Genomic DNA, 14,065 nt, shown 5'->3' with positions numbered 1-14,065 from the left:
ACTTAAAATATTTAATTCTATACAATTATCTTTATCATCCAAAAAAAATGTGATTGATGCTAGGTTTAAAACTCCCTACGGACCCACGATGGGTTAACATTGTGGAAATGAATATTGAAGAAATTCTAACGGATCATGCCTATTGTGAACAAAAGGCTGCCAGCATGGCTATTTCCTTAATTGTCGGATTTCCAGACCGAACGGAATTGGTAAAAGAAATGATTGCCTTGTCTAGAGAGGAAATGGGTCATTTTAACATGGTACATGAAAAAATTTTAGAACGGAACTTAAAATTAGGTAGAGAACGTAAGGATGAGTATGTAATCAAACTGATGCAATTCTTTCCAAAAGGGGGCAGCAAAACCACTCATTTGGTTCATAAATTGTTATATGCTGCTATGATTGAAGCTCGTAGTTGTGAACGATTTAGGCTACTCTCTGAAAATATTTCTGATACAGATTTAGCGGAATTTTACAGAAAGTTGATGGTTAGTGAAGCAAACCATTATACCATGTTTTTAAAGTTTGCAAGACATTATGGCAATCGAGAAGAGGTAGACCAAAAATGGCAAGATTTACTAGATTATGAAGCCGAAATAATGAAAGATTTAGGTACCAAGGAAACTATGCATGGCTAGTTTCGCGCTTATAAAGCGTTTTTATCATACCGTCTGACAATCCTATTTTAGGAACATGAATTTTTTTAGCGCCTGACCACTTAGCCGTATTCAAGAATATTTTTGTAGCCGGCACAATGACATCTGCTCTATCTTGATTAAGTCCAAGTTCCGATACCCTATCTTCATAACTCATAGCGTCTAAAAAATGATATTGGGCGTTTAACCAAATATAAGATAAAGGCTGTCCCATTTTACGACCAGACATTTTATGCAACTTATTAATATTACCACCAGAACCTATAATTTCTACATTATCTTTTGCTGCCAAATGTTCTTTTACCCAAGCTTTAACGCCATCCCACACGGAGTCTATTACTTGGTCATTCAATAAACGTACTGTTCCTATTTTAAAAGATTTAGAAACCACCACTTGATCCCCGTTAAAAACCGTAAATTCTGTGCTCCCCCCACCAACGTCTACATACAAATAGGTTTTTCCTTTTTGCAATAATTCTTTTAAATCTGTAGATGCAATTATCTTAGCTTCAATTTTACCATCTATTATATCTATAGCAACACCCGTTTCTTGTCTAATTTTATCTACCACCTCTAGGCCATTGTTAGCTTCTCTCATGGCAGAAGTAGCACAAGCCCAATAATTTTCTACCCCGTATACATCCATCAAAAGTTTAAAAGACTGCATAGCTTTGATCATACGGGCCTGGTTTTTCTCTGAAATCTCTCCCAAAACAAAAGCATCTTCTCCCAGCCTAATAGGAACTCTAATCAGTTCACTTTTTTTGAACTGAACTAATTTTCCCTTTCGTTCTATCACATTTTGCACTAATAAACGTACTGCGTTAGAACCAATGTCTATAGCAGCAAATTTTCTAATGTTTATACCCATTTATTCTCCTTCTAATTTCTTTTGATAGTAGTCGTACGTAGCAAATTGAGATCGAACACGTGGTTGGTCATCGTCCTTGTAGGCGTTGTCTTGTTTTTCTGAGAATACACGGGCTTTTACATTATCTTTCCACGAAAGTTCAAATGTATCTATCAATTCTTGCTTAATATCTTCATCATAAATAGGACAACCAACTTCTACCCTAAATTCAATATTACGAGTCATCCAATCCGCAGAAGAAATATACACCTTTGGGTCTCCATTATTTCCAAAAATAAATAACCTAGGATGCTCTAAAAATTTATCAACAACACTAATAGCCTCAATATTTTCACTCATTCCTTCCACTCCTGGAATTAAGCAACAAATACCTCTAATAATCAACTGTACTTTAACCCCTGCTCTACTCGCTTCATACAACTTATCTACCATCTTATAAGAGGTAAAACTGTTCATCTTAATACGGATATAGGCCTCTTTACCTGCTTTTGCATTTGCAATTTCGTTATCTATTAATTTAGAAAACTTACTTTGCGTATAGTGAGGTGAAACAATTAAATGTTTGTATTTATTTATTTTATAGGTGGTTTCAAAAAATCCAAATACCTTATCTATTTCTTTTAAAATAGCATCGTGAGCGGTAAATAGTGTGTAATCCGTATAAATTCTAGCTGTGCTTTCATTAAAATTACCCGTACTTATAAAACCATAAAATTTAACACCAGTCTCCTCTTCTCTTTCTACAAGACAAATTTTACTGTGTACTTTTAAACCAGGCACCCCAAAGATGAGCTTAATACCTTCATCTTGAAGTTTATTGGCGTAATCTATGTTGGCTCGCTCGTCAAAACGGGCTTGCAATTCTATCTGAACTGTAACTTCCTTACCATTTTTGACTGCATTAATTAATGCAGCCGCTACTTGACTGTTCTTAGCTAAACGATAAATAGTAATCTTAATACTCCTAACATATGGATCTAAGGCTGCTTCTTTTAAAAATTTGACTACGTAAGAATAAGTATGGTAGGGCGCATAAATCATGTAATCCTTTTGCGCAATCTTTTCAAAAATACTCCCTTCTAAACTTAGACCTTTTACCGGTAGCGGTTTTATCTTATCGTACAACAAATCTGTTCTACCCAAGCTAGGAAAGCCCATATAATCTCTACGATTATGATATCTACCCCCAGGGATGACACTATCCGTTTCTTCTATCTCCATTTTCTCTTTTAGAAAACGAAGGGTATCTACCTTTATCTTTTTGTCATAGACAAAACGTACGGGGTCACTAATTTTTCTATGCTCTACACTAGAAGATATTTTCTGTATAAAACTTTTACTTAAATCATTATCAATATCTAACTCTGCATCCCTAGTAATTTTAATCATATGTGCAGAGATCTCTTTATACTGAAACATAGTGAAAATGCTGTCCATACAAAAACGGATAACATCATCTAGCATGATAATATAATTTTTACCGTCTTGTTCTGGCAACACCACAAAGCGGTCAATACCTTTTGGAATCTCAATTAACGCATATTGCACCTCATTTCTACGGTTTAAAAAATTACCTACTTGGTCATTCAAAACCATACGTACCGCTAAATATGCTGCTGTATCTTTTAGTAAAGGAAACTGCCTTAAATTGTTTAAGATAATGGTGGTTAAATCTGGGTTTACCTTTTTTAGAAAATACTCCTTTACGAATGGCGCAAGCGCTTCTGGCACCTGCGTTTCATTAATTATGAATATATTTTCTGTAGCTAACTCGCGTTGTATTTTATTTAGTATTTCTAAACTTTTGGTCTGTTGTTTAATTACAATACGCGTAATTTCTTCTAACAAATCCTTCGCTTTTTCTCCACCTAAAACGCTTTTACCACTTTTACCTGCATCTACAATACGCTTTACTGTGGCGTAGCGTACTTTAAAAAACTCGTCTAGGTTATTACTAAAGATTCCTAAAAACCGAAGTCTTTCTATTAAAGGCACATCTTTGTCTGCACTTTCTTGCAGCACGCGGTCATTAAAATGTAGCCAGCTAATTTCTCTATTTACGTAGTCGTTTTTTGGTTTTGCCATTTATCTTAATTCTTTTGGAAAGATAAGTTTTTCAGTTCTTCCCTCAGTTAGGTCAGTCCACTTTTCTACATCAAATGTTATTATTGCCATGCCTGCTGTAGGAAGGTTATCTATATTACTATTTCCCAGAGTGTTTACAAGATGGGTAAAGGCATGGTTGTGTCCAAACAACAGTACTGTTTCTAGTTTATTATCTAGTGATTTCACAAAACTAAGTACCTCTTCCCCAGCAAAATCATATAGGTTTTCAACCACCTTAAAATCATTTAAGTTTGCCTGCATCGTATGCAAAACAATCATTGCTGTGTGTAAAGCCCTATTTGCAGGGCTAGAGAATGCAAAATCTATTGGTAAATCCATCTTTGCCAAAGCCACCCCAATATTACTAGCATCAGTGATGCCTCTTTCTTTAAGTGGTCTGTCCTTGTCCGCAACATCGTAATCCCAAGAGGATTTACCATGGCGTATAAAAATGATTCTTTTCATTATTTACGGTTGAAGTCGGTCTATTTTCCAATCATAATCTTCTTGTAACTCAAAACGAATGCGATCATGCAAACGGTTAGGCCTCCCTTGCCAAAACTCTAGAGAAACTGGCCGCACTAGATACCCTCCCCAATGCTCTGGACGATTTATTTCTTGACCGTCATATTCTTTTTCTAATTGCTGCAACCTTTCTTCTAATACATCTCTAGAGGTTACAGGTTCACTTTGTTCAGAAACCAAAGCTCCTAATTGGCTACCCCTGGGACGCGACTCAAAATAACCGTCAGATAAATTTTCTGCTAGTTTTTCTGCTGTACCCTTAATAATTACTTGACGTTCCAAATTGGGCCAAAAAAAAGAAAGACAAAGATTTGGATTAACAGCAATCGCTTTACCCTTTTCACTTTTGTAATTGGTGTAAAAAATAAATCCTTCGTGAGTAAACCGCTTCATGAGAACTACCCTACTCTTAGGAAAACCATCTAAACCAATGGTTGCTACAGTCATGGCGTTAGGCTCATCAACGCCATCGGATGCTTCTACCTCATAAAACCATTGTTGAAATAGTTGCATAGGATTATCACCAATTTCAGCTTCTGTTAGCTGACTTTTCTGATATGTTTTTCTGTAATTACTTAAGTCTTGCTGCATACTACAAAGTTGGTGAAAAGCATGCAGATTTAAAAGGAATCAGTTAACAACAAAAGACTTACCGTCTTCTGCCAAAACCACGTTACCAAAAACTGTTTCTGCTTCTTCTTTAAATAGAGCAATAGATTTATAACGCGTAGAATAATGCCCTAAGACCAGTTTTTCAACTTGGGCCATATAAGCTATAGTAGCAGCTTGTTTTGCGGTACTATGTTTAGTTTTTTCTGCTAGATGTGCTTCTGTTTCTAAAAACGTAGCCTCATGATATAGTAAGTTTACCTTTTTCAATTGTGGCACTATGGCTTCATTATATTTTGTATCACTACAAAAAGCGTAACTTTTTGGTTTCGGAGGATCAAAAGTGAGTAATTTATTCGCCACTATTTCTCCAGTTTCTAAAACTACGTCTTTGCCTGCCTTAATATTATGATATTGACTGCGGTCTACATTCCATGACTGTGCTGCCTCCGCATTCAAAGTACGGGCACCTTCCTTCTCTTCAAATAAAAAACCATTGGTATAAATTCTATGTTGCAATGGAATTGTAGTTACTTTTACTTTATCATCTTCAAAGATGAGTTGTGGTTCTTTAGACTCTAACTCATGAAAATAAAGTGGGTAATTGGTCCAAGAATCACCTAATTTTAATAAAAGTGTTATCGCCTCCTTAATCCCCTTTGGACCATAGATGTGCAATTCTGATTCTCTCCCTAATAGCCTAAAAGTAGACACTAGACCTGGCAGACCAAAAAAATGGTCTCCGTGCAAATGAGAGATGAAGATGTGTTTTATTCTAGAAAATTTAAGCTTACTCTTTCTTAGCTGCACTTGTGTACCTTCTCCACAATCAATTAAAAACAAATGATTTTTAATTTCTAATACCTGTGCTGTAGGATTGTTTAAAGTTCGTGGGGTGGCAGAATAACAGCCCAAGATGGTTAATTTCATAAATCTAAATCGCGCTCAATTTCTTCCATCTCAATAATATCTTTTGCCTCTTGTAGTGTTGGCACTAAACAGATTTCATCTGGAATTTCTTCAAAACTTACCTTATTACTCACCAACACAAAAGACTTTTTACGTGCTCTGTGTGTATTAGACAGTTCTAGAAACTCTAAAACATCATCGGGAGACAACTTGGCAAAAGAAAAAAGATTAATGATCAAATGATCATGTTGTAACTTATCGTAAGTCGACCTTAAATTGGTTAAAAAAGTAGCTAAAGATGCATTTTCTTGCAAAACAATGGTAGTATTACCTTCTTTATCAAATATCATGGCTATTTAATTTTGGAGGCCAAAAGATAGATTACTGCCATCCTTACGGCCACACCGTTTTCTACTTGATCTAAGATAATGGATTGTCCGGAATCTGCAACATCTGTAGTAATTTCTACCCCCCTGTTAATTGGGCCTGGGTGCATTATAACTATTTCTTTATCCAGACTATCTAACAAAGCCTTATTTACGCCATATTGTTGGGTATATTCTCTAGTAGTTGGGAAATAACTAATATCTAGGCGTTCATTTTGTATGCGTAACATATTGGCCACATCACACCATTCTAAGGCTTTTCTTAAATTGGTTTCTACTTCTACCCCTAAAGACTCTATGTATTTTGGCAGCAATGTTTTAGGCCCACAAACCTTAACTTCTGCACCTTGTAATTTTAAGGCAAAAATATTGGATAAGGCTACTCTAGAGTGTAAAATATCACCAACAATAACCACCTTTTTACCCCCAACATCTCCCAGTCTTTCTCTAATTGAATAAGAATCTAATAATGCTTGCGTAGGATGCTCGTGTGCACCATCACCCGCATTTACGATTGCTGCATTTACGTGTTTAGATAAAAAGATACCAGCACCGGGATTAGGATGGCGCATGACCACCATATCCACCTTCATGCTCAAGATATTATTTACTGTATCTATTAGTGTTTCTCCCTTTTTGACAGAAGATTGAGAAGCAGAGAAATTAACTACATCTGCGGATAACCTTTTTTGTGCTAATTCAAAAGAAAGTTTTGTCCTAGTACTATTTTCAAAAAAGATGTTGGCTATTGTAATATCTCTAAGCGTAGGGACTTTTTTTATAGACCTATTAATTACTTCTTTAAAATGGTCTGCTGTCTCAAATATCAAGTCTATATCTTTCTTTTTAAGATATTTTATGCCCAATAAATGATTTACAGTTAATTCACTCATACTTTTTCTACTAGATAAACGGCATCCTCCCCATCATTCTCTTGCCACATTACCTTTACTTTCTCATTATTAATTGCATCAACCTGTCTACCTCTATAATTAGGCTGTATAGGTAAATGTCTACTAAATCTGCGATCTATAAGCGTTAATAGTTCTATTTGCTTTGGTCTACCAAAAGACTGCACGGCTGTTAGTGCAGACCGTATACTTCTACCTGTATATAAAACGTCATCTATAAATACAACACTTTTGTCCTCCACTATAAAATCTATTTTGGTAGAGTTGGCTTCTAATGTTTTATTACCTCTTCTAAAATCGTCTCTATAAAAAGTAATGTCTAAGAAACCTATTTTTACATTTTTAACTTTGTATTCTTCTTTAAGAATTTTAGCCAATCTTTCTGCAAGATAGGTGCCTCTTGGCTGTATACCGATTAGAACTGTTTCTGAAAAATCTAAATGATTTTCTAACAATTGGCAAGCCAAACGATGTAGAATGATGTTTATTTCTTTAGCGGAAAGCAGTATTTTTTGACTCATTGGCAATTTTTCCAACACTTATTACAAAAGTACACATTTCTAAGTAACGATGATAAATGAAAAAGCCCCGAACTTACGTTCGAGGCTTTCTATTTTAAATACAAGCGATGCTTATTTTTTAGCGTCTGCTTCCATTTTCTCTTTCAATGCTTGCAACTGAGCGTTAGCATCACCTAAAGTAGGTGCATTTTCCTCTGCAGATGCAGCAGCTTTACGCTTGGCAGTTTTAATGTTATTTTCCTCTTGCTCACGGAAAATAGCAGTATGGCTAGCAACAACTCTCTTAAAGTCTTTATTGAATTCTATTACTTTAAATTCAATTTCTTCACCTTTTTTGATTTTACTGCCATCTTCTTTCTCCATGTGTCTAGAAGGAACAAATGCAGTGATATCGTCATTCAATACGATTGTTGCACCTTTATCTACGATGTCTGTTACTGTAGCTTTGTGTACAGAACCTTCACCAAAGTCAGCTGCGTACTTATCCCAAGGGTTTTCAGTAGTTTGCTTGTGACCAAGGCTTAATTTTCTACCGTCTACATCTAGTTCAAGTACCTCAACCTCTAATTCGTCACCTACGTTAACAAATTCTGATGGGTGCTTAATTTTCTTAGTCCAAGAAAGGTCAGAGATATAGATAAGACCATCAATACCTTCTTCCATTTCTACAAACACACCAAAGTTAGTAAAGTTACGTACAATACCTTTGTGTCTAGAACCTACTGGGTACTTAGAAGTAATATCTGTCCATGGGTCTGGAGTCAATTGCTTAATACCTAAGCTCATTTTTCTTTCCTCTCTGTCCAAAGTCAATACTACAGCCTCTACCTCATCACCAACTTTTACAAAATCTTGAGCAGAACGCAAGTGCGTAGACCAAGACATTTCTGATACGTGAATAAGACCTTCTACACCTTCTGCAACCTCGATAAATGCACCGTAATCAGCGATTACAACTACTTTACCTTTAACTTTTTCGCCTACCTGGATGTTTTCTCCTAACGCATCCCATGGGTGCTTCTCTAATTGCTTAAGACCTAATTGAATTCTTGACTTGTTATCATCAAAGTCTAAGATTACAACGTTAAGTTTCTGGTCTAGTTCAACAACCTCATTCGGGTGGTTAATACGGCTCCAAGAAAGGTCTGTAATGTGGATAAGACCATCTACACCTCCTAAATCGATGAATACACCGTAAGAAGTGATGTTCTTAACAACACCTTCTAATACCTGACCTTTTTCTAATTGGCCGATGATTTCTTTCTTCTGCTCTTCAATATCTGCCTCGATAAGTGCTTTATGCGAAACAACTACGTTCTTAAATTCGTGATTAATCTTAACCACTTTAAATTCCATAGTTTTACCAACATACTGATCGTAATCACGGATTGGTTTAACATCTATCTGAGAACCTGGCAAGAAAGCTTCGATACCGAATACGTCTACAATCATACCACCTTTGGTACGACATTTAACGAATCCTGTAACAATCTCTTCTTTGTCATGGGCAGCGTTAACACGATCCCAAGCCATGATTGTTCTAGCTTTTCTATGAGATAATACTAATTGTCCTGTTTTGTCCTCACGGATGTCAATCAATACTTCAACCTTGTCCCCTACTTTAAGGTCTGGGTTGTATCTGAACTCGTTTAAAGAGATAACTCCTTCAGATTTAGCATTGATGTCAATGATTGCCTCTCTGTCCGTCATGTGTACAACGGTACCTTCTACAACCTCTTCATCTGCAGTATCTACAAAGTTTTCTTCAACTAACTTTTCAAACTCGTTAAGTTTGCTGTCGTCTACTTTTTCAATACCTTCTTCGTACTTGTCCCAATCAAAGTTTTCTAAAAATTCTTTAGGGTCTTTTTGAGACACAACTGGTGCCGTAGCTTGTTCAGTTACTTCGGCAGCGTTTTTTTCTTCAGCCATTTGCTGATTTTAATTTGTATCCTACGGATTTACAGGAGCTAACGCTTACCGTAGAAGTGATTATATATATAAATTAACCCTTTTTTCTCCTGTCTCTCGTTAAAAAGGTGTGCAAAAATACAATTAATTCCTTGTTTTACAAAGCTTTATTTTATCTTAAAACAAAACTGAAAAACAATTAAAGTTAATTTATACTTAGGTGTGACTTTTATAGTTATCTTGTTTCTTATTAGTAACCATTAAAAAATTTTACACTATGAGCGTTAAAGCAAAATACCAACCTGTTTTAGATTTAGGCGAAGAATTAGCTATTAAAAATGGAGACGTTTCTGAAGAAGGTGGCGTTTTAAAAATAAAAGGTGAAGCAAACACCCAGTATGAAAAAAACTTACTTTGGGATAAAATAAAAGAAATAGGTGGCGATAGCCCAGCAGACGTTAAAGCTAATATTACTGTTGCTGATGACTCTGTTTACCATAGACATACGGTTAAAAGTGGTGAATCTTTAAGCTTAATTGCAAAACACTACTACGGTGACCCCATGAAGTACAAGCAAATTTTTGAAGCAAACACTGGGGTGTTGAGCAATCCAGATGTTATTCACCCAGACCAAGAATTGGTAATTCCAAATCTATAATAAGATTAAGTAAATTTGATAAAAAAGCCACTCTTGAGTGGCTTTTTTTATTTATTTATTAGGCGTAAAGCAAATTGATGTATCCGTTCAAACTGCTCATCAAGACCCATATCAGAGTTATCAAACTCAATTGCATCTGCTGCTTTTTTTAAAGGTGAAGTTTTTCTGGTACTATCTATATGGTCTCTTTCTTGCACGTTTTTTAATACATCGTCATAAGAAACTTTATCTCCGCGCTCCAATAACTCCTTATACCGCCTGTTGGCTCTCTTTTCTGCAGAAGCTGTCATAAACAACTTAAGCTCCGCATTAGGGAAAACTACCGTGCCAATATCCCTGCCATCCATAACTACACCTTTATCTTCACCCATTTTCTGTTGTAACGCCACTAATTTGGCCCTTACCTCTGGTATGGCTGCTATCTTGCTTACCTTTCTGCTTACCCTAAGGTTTCTAATCTTACCTTCTACGTTAGCACCGTTTAGGTGAATTTCGCCTTGTTGGGTATCTAGATTTAAAACAAAATTGAGCTTTAGTTTTTCTACAGCATTAACAACACCTTGTACATCTAAATGCTCATCTGTAATTAAATTTTGGTCTAGAGCATATAACGTTACAGCACGGTACATTGCACCTGTATCTACGTAAATGTAATTAAGCGCTTTTGCCAAACGCTTGGCCACAGTACTTTTGCCTGTAGAAGAATACCCGTCTATTGCTATCGTAATCTGCTTCATACCCTAAAGTTAATCAAGAAATTAAGCTTACTTACAACTTCTTGGCATTCTTAACCTTCTGTTTTGTTACCGCTATTTCTACCACTTCTTTCATATCAGAAACATAATGAAAAGTAAGCCCTTTTAAATATTCTGCTTTTATCTCTTCTATGTCTCTACGGTTTTCCTCACAAAGGATGATTTCTTTAATTCTAGCTCTTTTCGCTGCAAGAATTTTTTCTTTTATTCCGCCTACAGGCAATACCTTACCACGTAAAGTAATTTCTCCTGTCATAGCCAAGCTCTTTTTAACCTTTTTCTGAGTAAACAGAGAAACTAAAGAAGTTAGCATGGTAATACCTGCACTAGGACCATCTTTTGGAGTCGCTCCTTCTGGTACGTGAATGTGTACGTTGTATTTTTCAAAAACAGCAGGGTCTATATCAAATTCTTCTGCATTGCTCTTTATGTACTCCATGGCAATGGTGGCAGACTCCTTCATTACTTTACCAAGGTTACCTGTAATATTCATAGCCCCTTTACCTTTAGATAAGATAGATTCTATAAATAAAATATCGCCCCCAACGCTGGTCCATGCCAAACCAGTTACTACACCAGCTACATCATTGTTTTCATACTTATCTCGCTCTAAACGTGCCGGACCAAGAACTTTCTCTACAATTTCATTACTTACCTTAACCTCGTACTCTTCTTCCGTGGCAATATTCTTAGCCGCATAACGAACCATTTTGGCTAGTTGCTTTTCTAAAGTACGCACCCCAGATTCTCGTGTGTAGCCTTCTACAATCTTTTCTAATTGAGGCTTACCAATCTTAAGGTCATTCCCTGTTAGTCCATGTTCTTTTAATTGCTTAGGAAGTAAATGTTTCTTAGCAATTTCTACTTTCTCTTCTATGGTATAACCTGTTACATTTATAATTTCCATTCGGTCTCTTAAAGCAGGTTGAATGGTAGAGAGGTTATTGGCGGTAGCTATGAACATCACTTTAGACAAATCGTACCCCATTTCCAAGAAATTATCGTAAAACTCCTCGTTTTGTTCAGGGTCTAATACTTCTAACATGGCAGAAGACGGGTCTCCTTGATGGCTGTTGCTTAACTTATCTATTTCGTCTAAAATAAAAACAGGATTACTGGTCGCTGCCTTTTTAATACTTTGAATTATTCTACCCGGCATAGCACCTATATAGGTTTTACGGTGTCCACGTATTTCCGCTTCGTCTCGCAAACCACCTAAAGACATCCGTACGTATTCTCTACCCAATGCTTCTGCTACAGATTTACCTAAAGAGGTTTTACCTACCCCAGGAGGACCGTACAAGCATAGGATAGGAGATTTCATATCATTACGGAGTTTTAGCACCGCTAGATATTCCACAATACGTTTTTTAACATCTTCTAAACCGTAGTGGTCTCTATCTAATATTTTTTCTGCTCGTTTTAAATCGAACTTATCTTTAGAATATTCGTTCCAAGGCAATTCTAAAAATAAATCCAAATAATTACGCTGAATTGAATATTCTGCCACTTGCGGATTCATTCGTTGCATTTTGGCAACTTCTTTTTCAAAATGCTCTTTTACCTTTTTACTCCACTTCTTATCTTTAGCTTTCTGGCGCATTTCTTCCACTTCTTCTTCATAAGAAACGCCACCTAACTCCTCCTGAATAGTTTTCATCTGCTGGTGCAAGTAATACTCCCGCTGTTGCTGGTCCATATCACTCTTAACCTTAGATTGAATATCATTCTTAAGCTCCAACTTTTGAAGCTCAGTATTCATATATTTTAATGTAGCCAGAGCTCTCTCTTGCAAGTCTCCTATTTGCAATAACTTTTGTTTGTCTGCCACATCTAAGTTTAGATTAGAAGACACAAAATTTATTAGGAAAGAATTACTCTGTATATTTTTTATGGCAAAGGTTGCCTCACTAGGAATGTTCGGATTATCTCTAATAATGCGGAACGCCAACTCTTTAATAGATTCTATAATGGCCAAAAACTCCTCACTATCTTCCTCTGGTCTAGATTCAAAAGCCTCCTTAATATTTGCAGTAATGAAAGGTTCTTCTGTAACGATGTTATCTATTTCAAAACGCTTTTTACCCTGAATTATAATTGTAGTATTCCCATCTGGCATTTGTAATACTCTAAGTATACGAGCAACCGTACCAATAGTATTAATATCCTTTGCTGCAGGATTTTCTATATTTTCATCTTTCTGAGAAACCACCCCAATAACCTTACTACCATTGTTAGCTTCTTTTATTAGGTTAATAGACTTATCCCTACCTGCAGTAATTGGGATTACAACACCTGGAAACAATACGGTATTACGCAATGGTAAAATAGGCAAAGTTTCTGGCAGACTTTCCCTGTTCATCTGCTCCTCATCTTCTGGAGTTAGTAAAGGAATTAATTCCGCATCTTCATCCAATCCTTGAAGAGACATATTGTCAAAATTTGTAAATTTTATATTACCCATATCAATTTTTAAGTCATTCTGTCATTAACCCTTGACAGCCGTATTATATTCTTTACCCCGTCAGATTCTTAAAGCACCCAGTAATACTGCTTGTTAACGACGATTTACTACATTTATGTTCCTTTCTAAAACAATAGTTATGCCAATGCATTATAAAAAAATTATGCAAAAGTGTAACAATGGTTAAATTACCTCATCTATAAGACAAACCTATCACATTTTTGAGCCACAATAGTGAACATATAAATTTGTTGTTACAGCAATGTTTAAAAGGACAACAGAGTGCCCAGTTAAAAATATACAACCTGTATTACAAGGCAATGTATAACACGGCACTCCGCATTGTAAAACATACTGCAGAGGCAGAAGATGTTATGCAAGAATCCTTCTTAAGCGCTTTTACCAAGTTACAAAGTTTTAAAGGAGACGTCACCTTTGGGGCTTGGTTAAAACGGATAGTAATCAACAACAGTATACACCACTATAGAAAAAAACAAAAAACAAGTACGGTAGACTTGGAAGATATAATGTACAGGGTTGAAGAAAGCAGCGATGTTGCTTTAGAAACAAGTGGTTTTACAGAACTGAAGGCTCAAAAAGTGATGGATACCATGAAAAGTCTTAAAGACAATTACCGTCTTTCTTTGACCTTACATTTAATAGAGGGTTATGATTATGATGAAATATGTGACATTATGAATATAAGTTACGCCAATTGCAGAACTACAATTAGTAGGGCAAAAGAGAGTCTTAGAAAAAAATTAATAACTGTAAATATATAGC

Annotated in this window: 14 protein-coding genes; 3 read left to right on the top strand and 11 right to left on the bottom strand. The window is 35.9% G+C overall.

The window, feature by feature from the left end; genetic code table 11:
• Positions 1-56: 56 nt before the first annotated feature.
• Positions 57-638: a tRNA-(ms[2]io[6]A)-hydroxylase gene (locus tag HCO57_RS00360; protein ID WP_136950802.1), complete on the top strand. Its 582-nt coding sequence runs from the start codon at positions 57-59 to the stop codon at positions 636-638.
• Here HCO57_RS00360 and HCO57_RS00355 read toward each other — a convergent pair.
• The 9 genes from HCO57_RS00355 to rpsA form a co-directional block, all read right to left on the bottom strand.
• Positions 625-1,527, bottom strand: coding sequence for a Ppx/GppA phosphatase family protein (locus HCO57_RS00355; protein WP_167987335.1), 903 nt, complete (start codon positions 1,525-1,527; stop codon positions 625-627). The genes HCO57_RS00360 and HCO57_RS00355 overlap by 14 nt on opposite strands.
• On the bottom strand, positions 1,528-3,612 hold the full coding sequence (gene ppk1, locus HCO57_RS00350; protein ID WP_167987333.1) for a polyphosphate kinase 1: 2,085 nt from the start codon (positions 3,610-3,612) through the stop codon (positions 1,528-1,530).
• Positions 3,613-4,098, bottom strand: a complete 486-nt coding sequence (locus HCO57_RS00345) for a SixA phosphatase family protein (RefSeq protein WP_167987331.1) — start codon at positions 4,096-4,098, stop codon at positions 3,613-3,615. It lies immediately after the preceding gene.
• A 3-nt stretch (positions 4,099-4,101) separates the two neighbouring features.
• Positions 4,102-4,749, bottom strand: a complete 648-nt coding sequence (pdxH, locus tag HCO57_RS00340) for a pyridoxamine 5'-phosphate oxidase (protein WP_167987329.1) — start codon at positions 4,747-4,749, stop codon at positions 4,102-4,104.
• A 39-nt stretch (positions 4,750-4,788) separates the two neighbouring features.
• Complete coding sequence (locus HCO57_RS00335) at positions 4,789-5,697, bottom strand: ribonuclease Z (protein ID WP_167987327.1); 909 nt, start codon at positions 5,695-5,697, stop codon at positions 4,789-4,791.
• Complete coding sequence (locus HCO57_RS00330) at positions 5,694-6,026, bottom strand: ribonuclease Z (protein ID WP_167987325.1); 333 nt, start codon at positions 6,024-6,026, stop codon at positions 5,694-5,696. The genes HCO57_RS00335 and HCO57_RS00330 overlap by 4 nt, the downstream gene beginning before the upstream one ends.
• A 2-nt stretch (positions 6,027-6,028) precedes the next feature.
• Positions 6,029-6,955, bottom strand: coding sequence for an aspartate carbamoyltransferase catalytic subunit (locus HCO57_RS00325; RefSeq protein ID WP_136950809.1), 927 nt, complete (start codon positions 6,953-6,955; stop codon positions 6,029-6,031).
• Positions 6,952-7,494, bottom strand: a complete 543-nt coding sequence (gene pyrR, locus HCO57_RS00320) for a bifunctional pyr operon transcriptional regulator/uracil phosphoribosyltransferase PyrR (RefSeq protein ID WP_136950810.1) — start codon at positions 7,492-7,494, stop codon at positions 6,952-6,954. The genes HCO57_RS00325 and pyrR overlap by 4 nt, the downstream gene beginning before the upstream one ends.
• A gap of 111 nt (positions 7,495-7,605) precedes the next feature.
• Complete coding sequence (gene rpsA / locus HCO57_RS00315) at positions 7,606-9,426, bottom strand: 30S ribosomal protein S1 (RefSeq protein ID WP_167987323.1); 1,821 nt, start codon at positions 9,424-9,426, stop codon at positions 7,606-7,608.
• Between the two features lie 256 nt (positions 9,427-9,682).
• On the opposite strand from rpsA, the gene HCO57_RS00310 reads away from it, so the two are divergent.
• Positions 9,683-10,063 (top strand): LysM peptidoglycan-binding domain-containing protein, encoded by a 381-nt coding sequence (locus HCO57_RS00310; protein ID WP_167987321.1) that lies wholly within the window; start codon positions 9,683-9,685, stop codon positions 10,061-10,063.
• A gap of 47 nt (positions 10,064-10,110) precedes the next feature.
• Here the strand turns inward: HCO57_RS00310 and cmk are convergent, their stop codons facing one another.
• Together cmk and lon are read right to left on the bottom strand one after the other, a co-directional pair.
• Positions 10,111-10,800, bottom strand: a complete 690-nt coding sequence (cmk, locus tag HCO57_RS00305; protein WP_167987319.1) for a (d)CMP kinase — start codon at positions 10,798-10,800, stop codon at positions 10,111-10,113.
• Positions 10,801-10,831: 31 nt separating this feature from the next.
• Entirely contained in the window at positions 10,832-13,282 is a 2,451-nt protein-coding gene (lon, locus tag HCO57_RS00300; protein WP_167987317.1) for an endopeptidase La, read from the bottom strand.
• 221 nt (positions 13,283-13,503) lie between these two features.
• Between lon and HCO57_RS00295 the strand changes: the two genes are divergently transcribed.
• A complete protein-coding gene (locus tag HCO57_RS00295) occupies positions 13,504-14,064 on the top strand; it encodes an RNA polymerase sigma factor (RefSeq protein ID WP_167987316.1) in 561 nt (186 codons plus the stop codon).
• Position 14,065: the final 1 nt, after the last annotated feature.

The organism is Croceivirga sp. JEA036 (genome assembly GCF_011882165.1).
GTDB lineage: Bacteria > Bacteroidota > Bacteroidia > Flavobacteriales > Flavobacteriaceae > Croceivirga.
Note: the sequence above shows the minus strand (reverse complement) of the source record. Positions and strands in the feature narration are given on the sequence as shown.

What these genes read in the sequence shown, in the direction of transcription:
- HCO57_RS00360 (WP_136950802.1), top strand. Translation starts at nt 57, where the DNA reads ATGCTAGGTTTAAAACTCCCTACGGACCCACGATGGGTTAACATTGTG.
- HCO57_RS00355 (WP_167987335.1), bottom strand. Translation starts at nt 1,527, where the DNA reads ATGGGTATAAACATTAGAAAATTTGCTGCTATAGACATTGGTTCTAAC.
- ppk1 (WP_167987333.1), bottom strand. Translation starts at nt 3,612, where the DNA reads ATGGCAAAACCAAAAAACGACTACGTAAATAGAGAAATTAGCTGGCTA.
- HCO57_RS00345 (WP_167987331.1), bottom strand. Translation starts at nt 4,098, where the DNA reads ATGAAAAGAATCATTTTTATACGCCATGGTAAATCCTCTTGGGATTAC.
- pdxH (WP_167987329.1), bottom strand. Translation starts at nt 4,749, where the DNA reads ATGCAGCAAGACTTAAGTAATTACAGAAAAACATATCAGAAAAGTCAG.
- HCO57_RS00335 (WP_167987327.1), bottom strand. Translation starts at nt 5,697, where the DNA reads ATGAAATTAACCATCTTGGGCTGTTATTCTGCCACCCCACGAACTTTA.
- HCO57_RS00330 (WP_167987325.1), bottom strand. Translation starts at nt 6,026, where the DNA reads ATGATATTTGATAAAGAAGGTAATACTACCATTGTTTTGCAAGAAAAT.
- HCO57_RS00325 (WP_136950809.1), bottom strand. Translation starts at nt 6,955, where the DNA reads ATGAGTGAATTAACTGTAAATCATTTATTGGGCATAAAATATCTTAAA.
- pyrR (WP_136950810.1), bottom strand. Translation starts at nt 7,494, where the DNA reads ATGAGTCAAAAAATACTGCTTTCCGCTAAAGAAATAAACATCATTCTA.
- rpsA (WP_167987323.1), bottom strand. Translation starts at nt 9,426, where the DNA reads ATGGCTGAAGAAAAAAACGCTGCCGAAGTAACTGAACAAGCTACGGCA.
- HCO57_RS00310 (WP_167987321.1), top strand. Translation starts at nt 9,683, where the DNA reads ATGAGCGTTAAAGCAAAATACCAACCTGTTTTAGATTTAGGCGAAGAA.
- cmk (WP_167987319.1), bottom strand. Translation starts at nt 10,800, where the DNA reads ATGAAGCAGATTACGATAGCAATAGACGGGTATTCTTCTACAGGCAAA.
- lon (WP_167987317.1), bottom strand. Translation starts at nt 13,282, where the DNA reads ATGGGTAATATAAAATTTACAAATTTTGACAATATGTCTCTTCAAGGA.